Origin of the sequence: Streptomyces sp. NPDC008086, assembly GCF_042957325.1 — a bacterium.
Classification (GTDB): Bacteria; Actinomycetota; Actinomycetes; order Streptomycetales; family Streptomycetaceae; genus Streptomyces.
In genome coordinates this window covers 150,354-168,578 of the sequence record NZ_JBIBIA010000002.1, presented here as the reverse complement: position 1 = coordinate 168,578, position 18,225 = coordinate 150,354, and the positions used below count along the sequence as shown (strand labels likewise).

Here is an 18,225-nt window from a genome sequence, read left to right as displayed (position 1 = left end):
GCGGGCCATCGGCCAGCGGCCCATCCGCCGAGCGGTCCCGCGGAAACGGCAGCGGCCCCTGCCCCCTTCGTTCGTACGAGGGGGACAGGGGCCGTTTTCCATGTCACCCCGGCCGTCGGGCCGGGCGGACCGGGCGGACCGGGCCGCTTCGCCGGCTCAGCCGCGGCCCCCGTTGCCGTTCCCGTTCGACTGACCCTGCCACCAGCCCTCGGGGATCGAGAAGGTCGGCGTCGGGAAGCTGCCGCCGTCGGCGCCGCCGTTGTTCCCGCCGGTGTCCCCGCCGCCGATCAGACCGCCGATGAGGCCGCCGTCGTCGCCGTTGTTCCCGTCGTCGTTGCCGTTGTCGTCGCCGTCGTCGTCACCCCGGCCCTTGTCCTCGTCGTCCGGGATGTGCACGCGCTTGAAGTTCTCCACGGGCTTGCCGTCGAGGGCGCCGATCATGGCGTCGCGCCAGATCGGGCCGGGGACGCGGCCGCCGTAGACCAGGTCGTTGTACACGCCGCCGATGTAGATGTTGCGCATCTTGACCTTCTGGGTGGCGCTGCCGACCCAGACGGCGCCCGAGAGGTTCGGCGTGTAGCCGACGAACCAGGCGTTGCGGCGCTCGTCCGTCGTACCGGTCTTGCCGGCGCTGTCGCGGTCGGTGAGACCGGCCTCCTTGCCGGTACCGGAGTCGACCACGCCCTGGAGCAGGTTGTTGATGGTGTCCGCGGTCTGCTCGGACATGGCGCGCGAGCAGGTCGACTTCGGGACCTCCAGGGACTTCTGCTGGCCGCCGACCTTCTGCGAGATCGACTCGATGGCGATCGGCGTGCAGTACATGCCCCGGGAGGCGAAGGCGGCGTACGCGCTCGCCATGGTCAGCGGGGAGAGGCCCACCGAGCCGAGGGTGATGGCGGGGGTTTCCGGGAGCTTGTCCCCGTTGCCCTGCCGGACCTGCAGCTTGTCGGTGATGTTGACCACCGGGCACAGGCCGATGTCGGCGACCATCTGCACGAAGTAGGTGTTGACCGACAGCTCCATCGCCTTCTTCAGACGGTAGGGGCCGCGCTCCGACTCGCTCTCGTTCTCCACCGGCTCGCCCTTCAGGTTCGTCCACGGCGAGCTGTCACACCTCTGGACGGGGCTCGGGTACTCCATCTGGTACGGCGACGAGTACTCCTGCGTCGGCGGCCGGCCCTCCTCCAGCGCGGCCGCCGCGACGAACGGCTTGAACGTCGAACCGGTCGGGAAGCCGAAGTTCGAGCCGCCGTACGCCTTGTCGACGGAGTAGTTGAGCTCGGTCTCGTTCTTGCCGAAGCCGTACGGCTTCGACTGGCCCATGCCGAGGATCTTGCCGGTGCCGGGCTCGACCAGGGTGGTCGCGGCGGCGACCTTGTCGTCCTGGTAGACGTGCTCCTTGAGCGAGGCCTGGACCGATTCCTGGGACTGCGGGTCGAGGGTCGTCGTGATGGTCAGGCCGCCCTGGTTCCAGATCTTGGCGCGGGCCTCGCGGTTCTTGCCGAAGACCGGGTCGCCGAGGAAGACCTGCTCGACGTACTTGCAGAAGAAACTGGCGCCCTTGACCGCGGTGATGCAGCCGTTCTTGGGCTTGCTGACCTTCAGGCCCAGCGGCGCGTCCTTGGCCTTGTCCGCCTCCGCCTGGGAGACGTCGCCGAGGTCGGCCATGCGCTGCAGGACGATGTTGCGCCGCTTGGTGGCCTCGGCCTCGTCGTTGACCGGGTCGTAGCGGCTGGGCGACTGGACGATGCCGGCGAGCAGCGCGGCTTCCTGCAGCTTGAGGGCCTTGGCGGACTTGGAGAAGTAGCGCTGGGCGGCGGCCTCGACGCCGTACGCCTGCTGTCCGAAGAACGTGATGTTCAGGTAGTTCTCGAGGATCTTCTTCTTGCCGAGCTCCTCCTCGACCTGGATCGCGTACTTCAGCTCCTTGATCTTGCGGCCGAGGGTCTGCTGGGTGGCCTGCTGGACCTTCGTCGCGTCGTCGCCGGCCTCCTCGACGAAGACGTTCTTCACGTACTGCTGCGTCAGCGTCGAAGCGCCCTCACTGACCCCGCCGCTCTGCGCGTTGCGGTTGAGGGCACGGAGGATGCCCTTCAGGTCGACCGCGCCGTGCTGGTAGAAGCGGGCGTCCTCGATCGCGACGATCGCCTTCTGCATGTACGGCGAGATGTCCTTGAGGTCGACCACCGTACGGTCGCGTGAGTAGACCGTGGCGAGCGTGCCGCCCTTGGCGTCGAGGATCGTGGTGCGCTGGCTCAGCGGTGGCGTCTTGAGGTTGGCCGGCAGTTCGTCGAAACTCTCGACCGAACCCTTGGCCGCGAGTCCCAGCGCGCCTACGGCGGGCAGTGCGATACCGGCCAGCACGGCTCCCGCGAGCACACTGACACCGAGGAACTTGGCGGCCTGTTGCGTTGGCGACAGACCACCGCCCGAGCGCTTCTTTGGCATGGGGGCAGCCTAAACCGTAGAGATGAGCGAACCGAGGGCCGACCGTGCGCGGGCAGAGCTCCCTCATGGATGCAGCCCATTCGCCGGACAGGCGTGCAGGCCTTGGCCTAAGCTGCTCTCAACTGTCACAGCAGTGCGGCCACGTATCAATACGTCCGGCGACCCCGAATCGTTGCGGAGGTTCCCCACTTTTTTGGTGGGCGCGTGTCCGAATCCGCCTTGTGTGTCATCCGGCGTCCGTTGTGACTCAACAGAACTGTCCCGGTTTGCCGGGAAGGTCATGTATGTCGCCAGCTCACTCCCCCGGGTGATCTGCCGCTTACGCATAGTCCGTTCGGGCCATTCAAGATTGGGCCCGAAGGGGGTGTTGCGCTGTGCCCACCTTCCGTAACGTCCTCAACTGGCGGCGGTGAATATGCCGCTGCCGCCGTGGGGGAGCCTCGATTCGGGAGAGGACGGCGCCGGTATGGGCTGGGTAGTCGACTGGAGTGCGCAGGCGGCCTGCCGCACTACCGATCCGGATGAACTGTTCGTTCAGGGAGCAGCGCAGAACAGGGCCAAGGCGGTGTGCACCGGCTGCCCGGTGCGCACGGAGTGCCTGGCGGACGCGCTGGACAACCGCGTCGAGTTCGGCGTGTGGGGAGGAATGACGGAGCGCGAGCGCCGCGCACTGCTGCGCAGGCGGCCCACCGTGACCTCCTGGCGCCGGCTGCTGGAGACGGCGCGCACGGAGTACGAGCGGGGGGCGGGCATCCTGCCGCTCGACGACGACGAGGTGTACGAGAACTACGCGGCGGTGAGCTGAGGGGTCAGGACTCCCGGGCCTCCCTGGGCGGGGCCCGCGGGACTCCCTCGGACTCCTTCCGGCCTCAGACGTCGACCTCAGACGTCGATCGCGGTGTCGGGCAGCTCCGGCCGATGGGCCGCGAGCCGGTCGCCGATGTCCCGCAGTCCCGTGAGGTCATGCACATCGCCGGGCAGCGCGGCCACTTCTGCGACGGCCACCTCGGGGTGCAGCGCGGTGAAGCGGTCACGCGTGCGCTGCTCGCGGGAGAGCAGCCGCATCCGCTCGGCGTGCAGCCTCAGCAGGCCTGCGGTGAGTTGGTCGACGGACCGCTCCACATGTGGGGTGACGGACTTCGGCCCGTCGGTGGCCGCGGTGCGCTCGGGGTCCGTGGCGGCGGGGGAGCCTGCGTCGGGAGCCGGTGCCTCGGAAGCGGCCGATTCTGAACTGTCGTACGTGTCGGGGGAGTTACGAAGTCCAGCTTTCCCGCCCTCCTGATCCACAATGCGGGGCTCTTCAAGATTTTCCGCGGCGGCGAGCGCCCGCTCGGCGGACAGCCGGTCGGCGCCGCTGCCGTGGACACGGTTGAGCACCAGACCGGCCAGCGGCATGTCCTCGGCGGCCAGCCGCTCCACGAAGTACGCTGCCTCCCGCAGCGCGTCCCGCTCCGGTGCCGCCACCACCAGGAACGCCGTGCCGGGCGCCTGAAGCAGCTTGTACGTGGCGTCCGCGCGCGTGCGGAAGCCGCCGAACATCGAGTCCATGGCGGCCACGAAGGTCTGTACGTCCTTCAGCAGCTGCCCGCCGAGCAGCTTGCCGAGCGCGCCCGTCATCATCGACATGCCGACGTTCAGGAACTTCATCCCCGCGCGCCCACCCACCTTCGCCGGGGCCAGCAGGACGCGGATCAGCTTGCCGTCCAGGAACGAGCCGAGCCGCTTGGGCGCGTCCAGGAAGTCCAGCGCCGAGCGGGACGGGGGCGTGTCGACGACGATCAGGTCCCACTCGTCCTTGGCCCGCAGCTGGCCCAGCTTCTCCATCGCCATGTACTCCTGCGTGCCCGCGAAGCCCGCCGAGAGCGACTGGTAGAAGGGGTTGCCCAGGATCGCGGCCGCCCGCTCGCCGTCCGCGTGCGCCTCGACGATCTCGTCGAAGGTGCGCTTCATGTCGAGCATCATCGCGTGCAGCTCGCCGTCACCCTCGACGCCCTTCACCCGGCGCGGGGTGTTGTCCAGCGAGTCGATGCCCATGGACTGGGCGAGGCGACGGGCCGGGTCGATGGTCAGCACGACGACCTTGCGCCCGCGCTCGGCCGCCCGCAGCCCCAGCGCCGCCGCGGTCGTGGTCTTGCCGACGCCGCCCGAGCCGCAGCACACCACGATGCGGGTCTCCGGGTCGTCGAGCAGCGGGTCGAGGTCGAGGACGCGCGAGGGGGAGAGGTGCGGGGCGTGGTGGCGGGTCGCGTCCTGCGCCTTGGCCGCTTCCGGACGACTCATGACATCCCCTGCTTCCGACGTACCGCGTACGGCTCCCGACTTGTGAACGGACTCATGTGAGGCCCTGTTCCCGCAGCTCGCCCGCGAGTTCGTACAGGCCCGCCAGGTCCATGCCCTCGGCGAGCAGCGGCAGTTCGTGCACCGGCAGCCCCAACTCCGTCAGGACCGCCCGCTGCTCGTGCTCCAGCGTGTACCGCTCGGCGTACTCGTCGGCCTGGGTCAGTAGCGGGTCCACCAGCCGCTCCGCGTTCCCGCCGCGCCGCGCTCCGCCGAGCCCCGCCGAGGACAGCGACTTGGCGACGGCGGCGCGCGGCACACTGCGTACGAGTTCCAGATCGGCCGCGTCCAACACCTCCGGCCGGACCATGTTCACGATGATCCGGCCCACCGGCAGCCGCGCCGACCGCAGCTCGGCGATCCCGTCCGCGGTCTCCTGGACGGGCATCTCCTCCAGCAGCGTCACCAGGTGCACGGCCGTCTCGGACGACTTCAGCACCCGCATCACGGCCTGCGCCTGATTGTGTATCGGCCCGATCCTGGCGAGGCCGGCGACCTCGTCGTTGACGTTCAGGAAGCGGGTGATGCGGCCGGTGGGCGGCGCGTCCATGACGACGTAGTCGTAGACGAACCGGCCGGCCTTGTCCTTCCTGCGCACGGCCTCACAGGCTTTTCCGGTGAGGAGTACGTCACGCAGGCCCGGGGCGATGGTGGTGGCGAAGTCGATGGCGCCGAGCTTCTTCAGGGCCCGGCCCGCACCGCCCATCTTGTAGAACATCTGGAGGTAGTCCAGAAGGGCCAGTTCGGGGTCGATGGCGAGGGCGTACACCTCCCCGCCCCCTGGAGCGACGGCGATCTTCCGCTCCTCGTAAGGCAGCGCCTCTGTCTCGAAGAGCTGCGCGATGCCCTGCCTGCCCTCGACCTCGACGAGAAGCGTCCGCTTCCCCTCCGTGGCGAGGGCGAGCGCGAGCGCGGCGGCGACCGTGGTCTTTCCGGTCCCGCCCTTGCCGCTGACGACCTGGAGCCTGCTCACGTCTTCGAGCCTAACCAGTCGCGGCACGAGTCACGCGGCAGCCTGTGGATAACTTGGACGTGGTCGGCCGCATGGCCCCCCGCGGGCAACGGATAAAGTCGGCCACATGACCAAGTGGGAATACGCAACCGTGCCGCTGCTCGTCCACGCCACGAAGCAGATTCTGGACACCTGGGGCGAGGACGGCTGGGAGCTCGTCCAGGTCGTGCCCGGGCCGAACAACCCCGAGCAGCTCGTGGCCTACCTGAAGCGGGAGAAGCAGGCGTGAGCGCCGTCGAGGCGAAGCTCGCCGAGCTGGGCCTGACGCTTCCGGAGGTCGTCCCTCCGCTGGCCGCGTACCAGCCGGCCGTGCGGTCGGGCGTGTACGTGTACACCGCCGGGCAGCTGCCGATGGTGGAGGGCAAGCTTCCGGTCATCGGCAAGGTGGGCGCCGAGGTCACCGCCGAGGAGGCCAAGGACCTTGCCCGGATCTGCGCCCTCAACGCCCTCGCCGCCGTGAAGTCGGTGGCGGGCGACCTTGACCGCATCGCGCGCGTGGTGAAGGTCGTGGGCTTCGTGGCGTCGGCCTCCGACTTCACGGGGCAGCCGGGTGTCCTCAACGGCGCCAGCGAGCTCCTCGCGGAGGTCCTCGGCGACAAGGGCGTGCACGCGCGCAGCGCGGTGGGCGTCGCCGTGCTGCCGTTGGACGCGCCGGTGGAGGTCGAGGTCCAGGTGGAGCTGACGGGGGCGTAGGCCCTCGGCAGTGCGGTCGTCTGGTGCCGGTCGTCTGGTGCCGACGGCCGCAGTCGTGTCTGACCGGCGCTAGATGAGCCCGTGTTCCTCCAGGTAGTCCAGCTGCGCCCGGACCGACAGCTCCGCCGCCGGCCACAGGGAGCGGTCCACGTCCGCGTACACGTGGGCGACCACATCGGCCGGTGAGCCGTAACCGTCCTCCACGGCCGTCTCGACCTGGGCAAGGCGGTGGGCGCGGTGGGCGAGGTAGAACTCGACGGCGCCCTGGGCGTCCTCCAGGACGGGGCCGTGGCCCGGCAGGACGGTGTGGACGCCGTCGTCGACCGTGAGGGACCTGAGCCGCCGCAGCGAGTCCAGGTAGTCGCCGAGGCGGCCGTCGGGATGCGCCACGACCGTCGTGCCGCGGCCCAGGATCGTGTCACCGGTGACCACGGCGCGGTCCGCCGGGACGTGGAAGCAGAGCGAGTCGGCGGTGTGGCCGGGCGTCGGTACGACGCGTAGTTCCAGTCCGCCGACGCCGATCACGTCCCCGGCGGCCAGTCCCTCGTCGCCGAGGCGCAGCGCCGGGTCGAGGGCACGCACGCGTGTGCCGGTCAGTTCGGCGAAGCGTACGGCGCCCTCGGCATGGTCCGGGTGGCCGTGGGTGAGCAGGGTGAGGGCGATGCGCTTGCCGGCCTGCTCGGCCGTCGCGACGACGTTGCGCAGGTGACCCTCGTCCAGCGGGCCGGGGTCGACGACCACCGCCAGGTCCGAGTCCGGCTCGGACAGGAGCCAGGTGTTGGTGCCGTCCAGGGTCATCGCGGAGGGGTTGGGGGCGAGGACGTTGACGGCGCGGGGGGTGGCCGGGCCGGAGAGGACCGCGCCTCGCGGCTGGCCGGGGAGGGCTGCTGCGTCCGTCATGCCGGGGCTCCGTCGGTCGGGATGTGCTTGGTGAACTCGTCGTGGCCGGGCCAGGAGAGCACGATCTCGCCGTCCTCCAGGCGGGCCTGGGCCAGGACGGGGGTGAGGTCGCGGGCGGGGGCGGCCGCGAGGGCCTGGGCTGCGCTGTCGTACGGGGTCAGCTGACGGAGCGTCGCGATGGTGGGCGGCATCATCAGCAGCTCGCCCTTGTCGTACGAGGCGGCGGCGTCCGCGGGGCGGATCCACACCGTGCGGTCGGCCTCCGTGGAGGCGTTGCGGGTGCGCTGGCCCTTCGGGAGGGTGGCGACGAAGAACCACGTGTCGTAGCGGCGGGGTTCGAACTCCGGGGTGATCCAGCGGGTCCAGGCGCCCAGGAGGTCCGAGCGCAGCGCCAGGCCGCGGCGGTCCAGGAACTCGGCGAACGACAGGTCGCGGGTGACGAGGGCGGCGCGGTCCGCCTCCCAGTCCTCGCCGGTGGTGTCGCCCACGACGGAGTCGGGGGTGGGGCCGGCCAGCAGGACCCCTGCCTCCTCGTACGTCTCGCGCACGGCCGCGCAGACGATCGCCTGGGCTGTGGCCTCGTCGACGCCCAGCCGTTCCGACCACCACGCGCGCGTGGGGCCCGCCCAGCGGATCGGGTGCTCGTCGCGCGGGTCCACGCCGCCGCCGGGGTAGGCGTAGGCGCCGGCCGCGAAGGCCATGCTCGCTCGGCGGCGCAGCATGTGGACCGCGGGGCCGGGGGCGGTGGTGGTGCCGGGGTCGGCGTCCTTGAGCAGCATGACTGTGGCCGCTCGTTTCGGGGCTACGGGGGTGAGGCTTCCGTCCGCCAGTGCGCGGATGCGGTCCGGCCATTCCGGTGGGTACCACTGCCCGTTTGCCATGGGCGGAGGCTATCTCGTGGTGCGTGGATGTTCGAGGGGTGGTCTGGGTGTGCGGGTGGTGGGGGCGGGGTGCCTGCGGCGGCCCGTTGCGGTTCGGTGGGGGTTCAGGTAGCGCCTTGGGTGCGGAGAGGGGTCGGGGACGTGCCGGGGGGTGTCCGTCCTCGGTCGGGCGGATCGGTTGTCTTGAGAAGTGCTGTGCGTTGATGCCCGCCGCTGCGGGCGGACACCCCCCGGCAGGTCCCTTGCCGCCGTACGCGGCTGGCGCGCCGTGGGGGTGGCCCGCTCGACAGACAGAAGCGGGGCCCCGCCTCTTGGTGAGGTGGGGCCCCCGGGGGGTGATTGTGGCTAGCGTGAGCGCTTGGCCAGGCGTTCTACGTCGAGGAGGATCACCGCGCGGGCCTCCAGGCGGAGCCAGCCGCGCTGGGCGAAGTCCGCCAGGGCCTTGTTGACCGTCTCGCGGGAGGCGCCGACCAGCTGGGCCAGCTCTTCCTGGGTGAGGTCGTGGACCACGTGGATGCCCTCTTCGGACTGCACGCCGAAGCGGCGGGAGAGGTCCAGGAGTGCGCGGGCCACGCGGCCGGGGACGTCCGAGAAGACGAGGTCGGACATCGCGTCGTTGGTGCGGCGCAGCCGGCGGGCCACGGCGCGCAGGAGGGCGGTGGCCACCTCGGGGCGGGCGTTCAGCCAGGGCTGGAGGTCGCCGTGGCCGAGGCCGAGCAGCTTGACCTCGGTCAGCGCGGTGGCGGTCGCCGTGCGCGGGCCCGGGTCGAACAGGGACAGCTCGCCGATGAGCTCTCCGGGGCCGACGACGGCGAGCATGTTCTCGCGGCCGTCGGGAGACGTGCGGTGGAGCTTGACCTTGCCCTCGGTGACCACGTAGAGCCGGTCGCCGGGGTCGCCCTCGTGGAACAGAGAGTCGCCACGGGCGAGGGTCACCTCACTCATGGAGGCGCGCAGTTCCGCGGACTGCTCGTCGTCGAGAGCCGCGAAGAGCGGATTGCGCCGCAGAGGGTCGTCCACGAGTTCTCTCCTTGTCGACCTGCTCAGGGGATCTTTCCCCTGCGTACCAGGGGACCGTGCTCCCCATTTTGCCGGACGGTCCAAACAGTGTGATCTGTCACAAGGATGCCGCACACATGTCCCGAGGTAAGCGGCAGGGGTCCAATTGGGGGCCGATCTTCAGGGTCCGGGGCGGATGTCAGTGTCGGGCTTTAGGCTGGCCGAGTGTCCAAATCGCCGGTGAGAGCACAGGCCAAGGGGGCTGGGCGGGTGGTTGTACGTCGGGATTCCGCTGTGGGCGAACAGGACCCTGGTGGTGGCAGGAAAGGGACGAAAGCGGCGAAGAGTGAGGTCGGTGCGGTGGCTGCTGGTGGCGGGAAATCGGCGGTGAAGAAGGCGAGTGCGAAGAAGGCGATCAAGAAGAAGCCCGTCATCGCGCCGGAGAAGGCCGCCGTCGCGGTGAAGGGCGCGTCTGCCGTCAAGACCGTCGCCGCCAAGCCTCCTGCGGGTGAGTCCCGCACCGCCCTCGTCAGACGTGCCCGGCGGATCAATCGCGAGCTCGCCGAGGTCTATCCGTACGCCCACCCCGAACTGGACTTCGACAACTCGTTCCAGCTGCTGGTCGCCACGGTGCTGTCCGCGCAGACCACCGATCTGCGGGTCAACCAGACGACCCCGGCGCTCTTCGCCAAGTACCCGACCCCCGAGGACCTGGCCGTCGCCGATCCGGAGGAGGTCGAGGAGATCCTCCGTCCGTGCGGTTTCTTCCGGGCCAAGACCAAGTCGGTCATGGGGCTGTCGAAGGCGCTGGTCGAGAACCACGGCGGCGAGGTTCCGGGGCGGCTGGAGGACCTGGTCAAGCTGCCCGGCGTCGGGCGCAAGACGGCCTTCGTCGTGCTCGGCAACGCCTTCGGCCGGCCCGGGATCACCGTGGACACGCACTTCCAGCGGCTCGTGCGGCGCTGGCAGTGGACCGCGCAGACGGACCCCGACAAGATCGAGGCCGAGATCGGCGCCCTGTTCCCGAAGGGCGACTGGACGGACCTCTCGCACCATGTGATCTGGCACGGCCGCCGTATCTGCCACGCCCGCAAGCCCGCCTGCGGCGCCTGCCCCATCGCGCCGCTCTGCCCGGCGTACGGCGAGGGCGAGACGGACCCGGAGAAGGCGAAGAAGCTCCTCAAGTACGAGAAGGGCGGCTTCCCCGGGCAGCGGCTGAATCCGCCGAAGTCCTACCTGGACGCGGGTGGCAAGGCGGCCCCGCCGCTGGGGGCCGGATGATCGCAGCGGCCGGGGCGGAACGATCCAGAGGGCGTCGGGCGTTGGGCTGGGCAGGACGACGGGGGTGGCGATGACGCGGGCGAGTGGGACGCAGGACGGGCCGGTGATGCTGAGCAAGGACGGGCTCCCGGACTGGCTGAACCCGGTGGTGCGGGTGGTCGAGACGGTCGAGCCGGTGCAGCTGAGCCGGTTCCTGCCGCCGGCGGACGGCGCGGGGCGGCAGTCCGCCGTACTGGTCCTTTTCGGTGAGGGTGCCTACGGTCCCGAGCTGCTGCTGATGGAGCGGGCCAGTTCGCTGCGTTCCCATGCCGGTCAGCCGTCGTTCCCGGGGGGTGCCCTCGACCCCGAGGACGGCGATCCGCAGGGCGACGGGCCGTTGCGGGCCGCGCTGCGGGAGGCCGAGGAGGAGACCGGGCTCGATCCGAGCGGCGTCCAGCTCTTCGGCGTCCTGCCGAAGCTGTACATCCCGGTCAGCGGCTTCGTCGTGTCGCCCGTGCTGGGCTGGTGGCGCGAGCCGAGCCCGGTCGACGTCGTCGATCCGAACGAGACGGCGCGCGTGTTCACCGTCCCCGTGGCGGATCTCACGAACCCGGACAACCGCGCCACGACGGTCCACCCCAGCGGCCATCGAGGCCCGGCATTTCTGGTCGAATCGGCGCTCGTGTGGGGCTTTACCGCCGGGATCATCGACCGTCTGCTCCATTTCTCGGGCTGGGAGCGGCCCTGGGACCGGGGGAAGCAGGTCCCGCTCGACTGGCGGTCATGACAGGGTGTCTGCCGTGAATGTGCTGGACATCCTGCTGCTGGTCGCCGCCGTGTGGTTCGCGATCGTGGGCTACCGCCAGGGCTTCGTCGTCGGCATCCTGTCGGTGATCGGCTTTCTGGGCGGCGGCCTCGTGGCCGTGTACCTCCTCCCGGTCATCTGGGACGCGTTGACCGACAACGCCGAGGTGAGCACGACCGCCGCCGTGGTCGCTGTCGTGGTGGTCATCGTCTGTGCGTCGGTCGGTCAGGCGCTGACCACCCATCTCGGCAACAAGCTGCGCCGGTACATCACCTGGTCCCCGGCCCGCGCCCTGGACGCCACCGGCGGCGCCCTCGTCAACGTCGTCGCGATGCTCCTCGTCGCCTGGCTGATCGGCTCCGCCCTCGCGGGGACGACGCTGCCGACGCTCGGCAAGGAGGTCCGTAACTCCAAGGTGCTGCTCGGCGTCTCGCGGGCGCTGCCCGACCAGGCCGACACCTGGTTCGCGGACTTCTCCTCCGTGCTCGCGCAGAACGGTTTCCCGCAGGTCTTCAGCCCGTTCGCGAGCGAGCCGATCAACGAGGTCCAGCCGCCCGACCCGGCCCTGGCCAACAGCCCGGTGGCCACCCGCGCCCAGCGATCCATCGTCAAGGTCATGGGTACGGCGCCGAGTTGCGGCAAGGTCCTGGAGGGCACCGGCTTCGTCTTCGCCGACCGTCGCGTCATGACCAACGCGCATGTCGTCGGCGGCGTCGACGAACCCACCGTCCAGATCGGCGGCGAGGGCAGGAAGTACGACGCGACCGTCGTCCTCTACGACTGGGAGCGCGACATCGCCGTGCTCGACGTCCCGGACATGCGCGCGCCCGCCCTGCAGTTCACGGCCACCGACGCCGAGAGCGGCGACGGCGCGATCATCGCGGGCTTCCCGGAGAACGGGGCGTACGACGTACGGGCCGCGCGGGTGCGTGGGCGGCTGCCGGCCAACGGGCCGGACATCTACCACCGCGGCACCGTGCGCCGCGACGTGTACTCGCTGTACGCGACCGTCCGCCAGGGCAACTCCGGCGGCCCGCTGCTCACGCCCGAGGGCAAGGTGTACGGCGTGGTCTTCGCCAAGTCCCTCGACGACGCCAACACCGGCTACGCGCTCACCGCGGACGAGATCCAGGAGGACATCGTCAAGGGGCGTACCGCCAACCAGCAGGTGGACAGCGACAGCTGCGCGCTCTGACGGTCGGTCGAGCTCAGCCGCGCGGGTGGCGTAGCCGTACCGAGACCCAGCGGGCCCGGCGGCGCAGGATGCGCGGAATGCCCACCCGGAGGTCCGAGCCCGGCATCTGCGGGGCGCTGCCTCGCTGGTGGGAGCTCAGGCCTCCGGCCGAGCGTCGATTGCGTGCTGCGTCACTGTAGTCGTGCGTCCAGCCCATACCCCGACGTCTGCCCCCGCCCCAAGGTCGATAACCGCCCCCACGGCCCCCAATTGGCCTATGCGCCGGGCAATTGGCTGTTCGTAGGACACGTGTTCAGATCCGGATACCGGGCGCATCGGCGCGGTCACCGATCGGGTTCGGGGTCTTTCAGCCAGTTGATCAGTTCGGTGGAGAAAGCGACCGGGTCTTCCTCGTGCGGGAAGTGCCCGAGCCCGTCGAACAGGCGCCAGCGGTACGGCGCTTCGACGTACTCGCCCGAACCGGCCGCGCTGCGGGTGCGCATCACGGGGTCGAGTGACCCGTGCAGATGGAGGGTCGGCACGCGCACCGGCCGCTTCATGCGGCGGTTGAACTGGATGCCGTCGGGACGGGCCAGCGAGCGGACCATCCAGCGGTACGGCTCGATGGAGCAGTGCGCCGTCGACGGGATGCAGATCGCACGGCGGTACGTCTCCACCGCCTCGTCGTCGGGCAGGCGGGGGCCGGACCAGTCCCGGATCAGCCGGGCGACGAGCGCGCCGCCGTCGGCGGTCAGCTGCCGTTCGGGGATCCAGGGGCGCTGGAACCCCCAGATGTAGGAACTCGCACTCGTCTGCTTGACGTCCGAGAGCATCGCCGAACGCCAGCGCCGGGGGTGCGGCATGGACGCGACCGCGAGGCGCCGTACCAGCTTGGGGCGCATCACGGCCGCCGTCCACGCCAGGTATCCGCCCAGGTCGTGGCCGACCAGGGCCGCGTCGGGCTCGCCGAGTGAGCGGATCACTCCGGTGATGTCGAGCGCGAGGTTGGCGGGGTCGTAACCGCGGGGCGTCCGGTCGCTGCCGCCGACGCCCCTGAGGTCCATCGCCACGGCCCGGAACCCGGCGTCGGAGAGGGCGACGAGCTGGTGCCGCCAGGTCCACCAGAACTGGGGGAAGCCGTGCAGGAGCAGCACCAGGGGGCCGTCGCCCATCTCCGCGATGTGGAAGCGCGCACCGTTGGCGGCCACGTCCCGGTGGGTCACCTCTTTCCCGCCGGGGACGTCCAGTCGTACGGCCGAGGCAGGTTGCGCCGAGGGGGTGGCGGGATCCGTCATGAGGACGAGCGTGCCACAGCCTCGATGGCCGCGGGCGCCCGGTCCTCCAGCTCCGGAGCCGTCGCCGGGGCCGGACGCGGGTGCGGCTTGGCGTTCTGCAGGACGCCGGCCGTCTCCTTCATCGAGGCGGCGACCTTCTGCGGGCCCTTGCTCTTCTTGGCCTTCTTCGCGAACGCGACCCCGATCAGCGCGAGGACGACGGCGACGAGGACGTTCGCCGCGAAGGACAGCACGAAGCAGATCGCGAGGTTCCAGTCGCTCCAGGTCCTGATCCCGTACGCGAGGGCGAAGTTCAGCATCGGCAGGGAGAACAGCAGCACCGCGCCGGCCGCCGTGAACGCACCGCCGCTCGTCGCGCCGCGCTTGACGTCCTGCTTGAGCTGAGCCTTCGCCAGTGCGATCTCGTCGTGCACCAGCGCCGACATCTCGGTCGTCGCCGACGCGAACAGCTGGCCGATGCTGCGTTCGGCGCCGACCGGGCTGCCGTCGGGTGCGCTCATCGCGGTCTCCCTCGTAGATACGGTTCCGTCTTCTGCCTGACTGCGTACGGTTCCGTCTTTGTACCGTCCCGTCAGATCATGCCCGACGATGCTCCTCCTCGCCTGCCCCGCCCGCCACTTCGGCAAGCCTGTGGCGTGCGGCGGCCTTCTCCTCGGCGATACGGCGGTGCTCGGCGGCCTTGCGCTCGTGGATGGCGGCCATCCGCAGGTGGTACTCCGGCTCGTCCTCCTCGTAGATGTCCGGAATGCCGTCCGCGTCCTCGTCGCGCTCCTCGGCCTCCCACAGCCGGCGGTACTTGGCGTTCCGTATCTTCAGCAGCACCGTCGCCAGCAACGCCGCGGTGAGCGAGCCCACGAGGACGGCCGCCTTGACCTCGTCGGTCAGCGCCGCGTCGCCCGCGAAGGCGAGCTCGCCGATGAGCAGCGAGACGGTGAAGCCGATGCCGGCGAGGGTCGCGACGGCGAACACGTCCGCCCACTCCAGGTCGTCGCTGAGCGATGCCCTGGTGAAACGTGCCGTCAGCCAGGTGCCGCCGAAGATGCCGACCGTCTTTCCGACGACCAGGCCGAGGACCACGCCGAGCGTCTCCGGCTGGGTGAAGACATCGCCGATCGCGCCGCCGGAGACGACCACACCGGCGCTGAACAGCGCGAACAGCGGCACGGCCAGCCCCGCCGACAGGGGGCGTACGAGATGCTCGATGTGCTCGCCGGGCGAGCGCTCCTCGTCCTCGCGCCGGGTGCAGCGCAGCATCAGGCCCATCGCGACACCCGCGATGGTGGCGTGGACGCCGCTGTTGTACATCAGCGCCCAGATGACCAGGGCGAGCGGGACGTACACGTACCACCCGTGTACGCCCTTCCTCAGCAGCAGCCAGAAGACCGCGAGGCCGGCGACGGCGCCGCCCAGCGCGGCGAAGTCGATCTGTGAGGTGAAGAAGATCGCGATGATCAGGATCGCGAAGAGGTCGTCGACGACGGCGAGGGTGAGCAGGAAGGCACGCAGGGCGCTCGGCAGGGAGGTGCCGATGACGGCGAGCACGGCGAGCGCGAAGGCGATGTCCGTGGCGGTCGGGACCGCCCAGCCGGCCGAGGAGCCGTGGCCGGTGGCATTGGTCAGGGTGTAGACGAGCGCGGGTACGGCCATGCCGCACAGGGCGGCCACGACCGGCAGTGCGGCCGCCTTGGGGTCCTTGAGGTCGCCGGCGACCAGCTCGCGCTTGAGTTCGATCCCGGCGACGAAGAAGAAGATCGCGAGGAGTCCGTCGGCGGCCCAGTGCTCGACGGAGAGGCTCAGGCCGAGGGCCTCGGGGCCGAGGTGGTAGTGGCTGACGCTCTCGTAGCTGTCGTGCAGTGCGGGGACGTTCGCCCAGACCAGCGCGGTGATCGCGGCGACGAGCAGCAGCACACCGCCGACGGTCTCGGTGCGCAGCGCCCCCGCGACGAAGTTCCGCTCGGGGAGGGACAGCCGTCCGAAGGCCTTGCGGACGGGGGTGGTGCTGCGGGGCGCGGTCACGGGGGAGACCTCCGGTCGGTGGGCAGGACGGAGCACATGCCGACCAGACTTCCCGGCGCACCTGAGATCGAGATTGCTTTGGTTAGCTTACCTAAGGGTGCGCCGTGGTGCACCCGTCGAGCCTCTTGAGGTCCACGGTACGTACGCGAAGGGCACCCGGCGCGCTTGTCGCCGGGTGCCCTCGGTGGCCGTACTCAGTCGTCAGCCGTCGTCGGCTTCGAGCCCTGCTCAGTCCTCGCTGGGCGCGGCGGGGAGCTTGGCCTGGATGAGGTCCATGACGGTCGAGTCGGTCAGCGTCGTCACGTCGCCGAGCTGGCGGTTCTCGGCGACGTCGCGCAGGAGACGGCGCATGATCTTGCCGGAGCGGGTCTTCGGCAGCTCGGCAACCGGCAGGATCCGCTTCGGCTTGGCGATCGGGCCGAGGGTGGCGCCGACGTGGCCTCGCAGGTCGGCGATGAGGTTCTCGTCCTCGGCGTTCGCCGTGCCGCGCAGGATGACGAACGCGACGATGGCCTGCCCGGTCGTCTCGTCGGCGGCACCGACGACCGCCGCCTCGGCGACGGACGGGTGGGAGACCAGGGCGGACTCGACCTCAGTGGTGGAGATGTTGTGGCCCGAGACGAGCATGACGTCGTCGACGCGGCCCAGCAGCCAGATGTCGCCGTCGTCGTCCTTCTTCGCCCCGTCACCGGCGAAGTACTTGCCCTCGAACCGCGACCAGTACGTGTCGATGAACCGCTGGTCGTCGCCCCAGATGGTGCGCAGCATCGACGGCCACGGCTCGGTCAGGACCAGGTAGCCGCCACCGCCGTTCGGGACCTCGTTCGCCTCGTCGTCGACGACGGTCGCGGAGATGCCGGGCAGCGGGGTCTGCGCGGAACCGGGCTTGGTCGCGGTGACACCCGGCAGCGGCGTGATCATCATCGCGCCGGTCTCGGTCTGCCACCACGTGTCCACGACCGGCGTGACGTCGGCGCCGATGTGCTTGCGGTACCAGATCCACGCCTCGGGGTTGATCGGCTCGCCCACCGAGCCCAGCACCCTCAGGCTGCTGAGGTCGAACTTCGCGGGGATGTCGTCGCCCCACTTCATGAACGTACGGATGGCGGTCGGCGCCGTGTACAGGATCGTCACCCCGTACTTCTGCACGATCTCCCAGAACCGGCCCTGGTGCGGCGTGTCCGGCGTGCCCTCGTACATCACCTGCGTCGCGCCGTTCGCCAGCGGCCCGTACACGATGTACGAGTGGCCGGTGACCCAGCCGACGTCGGCCGTGCACCAGTAGACGTCGGTCTCCGGCTTGAGGTCGAAGACGGCGTTGTGGGTGTAGGCGGTCTGGGTGAGGTAGCCGCCGGAGGTGTGCAGGATGCCCTTCGGCTTACCCGTCGTCCCGGACGTGTAGAGGATGAACAGCGGCTGCTCGGCGTTGAAGGCCTCGGGGGTGTGCTCGGCCGACTGCCGGTCGACGATCTCGTGCCACCACACGTCGCGGCTGTCGTCCCAGTCGACGTCCTGGCCGGTGCGCCGTACGACGAGCACGTGCTCGACGTTGTCCACCTTGCCGATCGCCTCGTCCACGGCCGGCTTGAGCGCGGACGGCTTGCCGCGCCGGTAACCGCCGTCGGAGGTGATGACGACCTTGGCGTCCGCGTCCTGGATCCGGGTGGCGAGGGCGTCCGCCGAGAAGCCGCCGAAGACGACGGAGTGGGCGGCGCCGATACGGGCGCAGGCCAGCATCGCGACCGCCGTCTCGGGGATCATCGGCATGTAGACGGCGACCCGGTCGCCCTTCTGAACGCCCAGCTCCAGCAGGGCGTTGGCGGCCTTGGAGACCTCGTCCTTGAGCTCGGCGTAGGTGATCGCGCGGCTGTCGCCGGGCTCGCCCTCGAAGTGGATGGCGACGCGGTCGCCGTGCCCGGCCTCCACATGCCGGTCCACGCAGTTGTACGCGACGTTGAGCTCGCCGTCCTTGAACCACTTGGCGAACGGCGGGTTCGACCAGTCCAGTGTCTCCGTCGGCTCCTTGGCCCAGGTCAGCCGACGGGCCTGCTCGGCCCAGAAGCCGAGCCTGTCAGCCTTGGCCTGTTCATACGCCTCCGCGGTGACGTTGGCGTTCGCGGCCAGGTCGGCGGGCGGCGCGAACCTGCGCTCCTCGCGCAACAGGTTGGCCAGGCTTTCGTTGCTCACGACATCTCCCTTTCCCAGGGTGTCCGTTGTGTCCCAGGCCACAGCTCATCAGACCCGGGGGTCCGATGACAAGGGTCGACGGAAAATTGGTTTAGACCTGTCGGCAGGGGTTGGCCCGGGGGTGGCCCGGAGGTGCTTTCGGCGCCGCGGTCATCCGTTCCCACGGACGCCGGATGGACGCGGTTCAGCTCTGTAACCCCTTTCACATTCCATCCCCT

At 70.2% G+C, this 18,225-nt stretch carries 17 protein-coding genes; 6 read left to right on the top strand and 11 right to left on the bottom strand.

Going from position 1 to position 18,225, the window contains the following annotated elements; translation table 11 throughout:
* Positions 1–156: 156 nt before the first annotated feature.
* Positions 157–2,448 carry a transglycosylase domain-containing protein gene (locus ACFZBP_RS06690; protein WP_391410601.1) on the bottom strand — a complete coding sequence of 764 codons (2,292 nt, stop codon included), beginning with the start codon at positions 2,446–2,448 and terminating at the stop codon, positions 157–159.
* Between the two features lie 466 nt (positions 2,449–2,914).
* Here ACFZBP_RS06690 and wblA point away from each other — a divergent pair, with 466 nt between their 5' ends.
* The gene (gene wblA, locus ACFZBP_RS06685; protein ID WP_062697668.1) at positions 2,915–3,253 is read left to right on the top strand and encodes a transcriptional regulator WblA; all 339 of its coding nucleotides are present in this window, start codon (positions 2,915–2,917) and stop codon (positions 3,251–3,253) included.
* A gap of 77 nt (positions 3,254–3,330) precedes the next feature.
* Here wblA and ACFZBP_RS06680 read toward each other — a convergent pair whose 3' ends face one another.
* Together ACFZBP_RS06680 and ACFZBP_RS06675 are read right to left on the bottom strand one after the other, a co-directional pair.
* Positions 3,331–4,728 (bottom strand): ArsA-related P-loop ATPase, encoded by a 1,398-nt coding sequence (locus ACFZBP_RS06680; protein ID WP_391410598.1) that lies wholly within the window; start codon positions 4,726–4,728, stop codon positions 3,331–3,333.
* Positions 4,729–4,780: 52 nt separating this feature from the next.
* Positions 4,781–5,758: an ArsA family ATPase gene (locus tag ACFZBP_RS06675; protein WP_383449425.1), complete on the bottom strand. Its 978-nt coding sequence runs from the start codon at positions 5,756–5,758 to the stop codon at positions 4,781–4,783.
* A gap of 106 nt (positions 5,759–5,864) precedes the next feature.
* On the opposite strand from ACFZBP_RS06675, the gene ACFZBP_RS06670 reads away from it, so the two are divergent.
* Positions 5,865–6,026, top strand: a complete 162-nt coding sequence (locus ACFZBP_RS06670) for a DUF4177 domain-containing protein (protein WP_003975360.1) — start codon at positions 5,865–5,867, stop codon at positions 6,024–6,026.
* Positions 6,023–6,490: a RidA family protein gene (locus ACFZBP_RS06665; RefSeq protein WP_383449426.1), complete on the top strand. Its 468-nt coding sequence runs from the start codon at positions 6,023–6,025 to the stop codon at positions 6,488–6,490. The genes ACFZBP_RS06670 and ACFZBP_RS06665 overlap by 4 nt, the downstream gene beginning before the upstream one ends.
* A 69-nt stretch (positions 6,491–6,559) precedes the next feature.
* Here ACFZBP_RS06665 and ACFZBP_RS06660 read toward each other — a convergent pair whose 3' ends face one another.
* From ACFZBP_RS06660 to ACFZBP_RS06650, 3 genes are all read right to left on the bottom strand, one after another.
* Complete coding sequence (locus ACFZBP_RS06660; RefSeq protein ID WP_383449427.1) at positions 6,560–7,390, bottom strand: MBL fold metallo-hydrolase; 831 nt, start codon at positions 7,388–7,390, stop codon at positions 6,560–6,562.
* Entirely contained in the window at positions 7,387–8,271 is an 885-nt protein-coding gene (locus tag ACFZBP_RS06655) for an NUDIX hydrolase (RefSeq protein ID WP_391410595.1), read from the bottom strand. The genes ACFZBP_RS06660 and ACFZBP_RS06655 overlap by 4 nt, the downstream gene beginning before the upstream one ends.
* Before the next feature lie 345 nt (positions 8,272–8,616).
* Entirely contained in the window at positions 8,617–9,291 is a 675-nt protein-coding gene (locus ACFZBP_RS06650) for a Crp/Fnr family transcriptional regulator (protein WP_030046018.1), read from the bottom strand.
* Positions 9,292–9,657: 366 nt separating this feature from the next.
* Here ACFZBP_RS06650 and nth point away from each other — a divergent pair, with 366 nt between their 5' ends.
* The 3 genes from nth (at position 9,658) to ACFZBP_RS06635 (ending at position 12,530) form a co-directional block, all read left to right on the top strand.
* Positions 9,658–10,551: an endonuclease III gene (nth, locus tag ACFZBP_RS06645; RefSeq protein WP_391410593.1), complete on the top strand. Its 894-nt coding sequence runs from the start codon at positions 9,658–9,660 to the stop codon at positions 10,549–10,551.
* Between the two features lie 70 nt (positions 10,552–10,621).
* Positions 10,622–11,317: an NUDIX hydrolase gene (locus ACFZBP_RS06640; RefSeq protein ID WP_383449430.1), complete on the top strand. Its 696-nt coding sequence runs from the start codon at positions 10,622–10,624 to the stop codon at positions 11,315–11,317.
* Between the two features lie 13 nt (positions 11,318–11,330).
* Entirely contained in the window at positions 11,331–12,530 is a 1,200-nt protein-coding gene (locus tag ACFZBP_RS06635) for a MarP family serine protease (protein ID WP_383449542.1), read from the top strand.
* A 13-nt stretch (positions 12,531–12,543) separates the two neighbouring features.
* On the opposite strand, the gene ACFZBP_RS06630 is transcribed toward ACFZBP_RS06635, so the two are convergent.
* From ACFZBP_RS06630 to acs, 5 genes are all read right to left on the bottom strand, one after another.
* Positions 12,544–12,726, bottom strand: coding sequence for a hypothetical protein (locus tag ACFZBP_RS06630; RefSeq protein ID WP_078662374.1), 183 nt, complete (start codon positions 12,724–12,726; stop codon positions 12,544–12,546).
* A 127-nt stretch (positions 12,727–12,853) separates the two neighbouring features.
* The gene (locus ACFZBP_RS06625) at positions 12,854–13,804 is read right to left on the bottom strand and encodes an alpha/beta fold hydrolase (RefSeq protein WP_391410589.1); all 951 of its coding nucleotides are present in this window, start codon (positions 13,802–13,804) and stop codon (positions 12,854–12,856) included.
* Positions 13,801–14,304: a phage holin family protein gene (locus ACFZBP_RS06620; protein WP_383449431.1), complete on the bottom strand. Its 504-nt coding sequence runs from the start codon at positions 14,302–14,304 to the stop codon at positions 13,801–13,803. The genes ACFZBP_RS06625 and ACFZBP_RS06620 overlap by 4 nt, the downstream gene beginning before the upstream one ends.
* 76 nt (positions 14,305–14,380) lie before the next feature.
* The gene (gene nhaA, locus ACFZBP_RS06615; protein ID WP_391410586.1) at positions 14,381–15,820 is read right to left on the bottom strand and encodes a Na+/H+ antiporter NhaA; all 1,440 of its coding nucleotides are present in this window, start codon (positions 15,818–15,820) and stop codon (positions 14,381–14,383) included.
* A gap of 228 nt (positions 15,821–16,048) precedes the next feature.
* The gene (acs, locus tag ACFZBP_RS06610) at positions 16,049–18,007 is read right to left on the bottom strand and encodes an acetate--CoA ligase (RefSeq protein WP_391410584.1); all 1,959 of its coding nucleotides are present in this window, start codon (positions 18,005–18,007) and stop codon (positions 16,049–16,051) included.
* Positions 18,008–18,225: the final 218 nt, after the last annotated feature.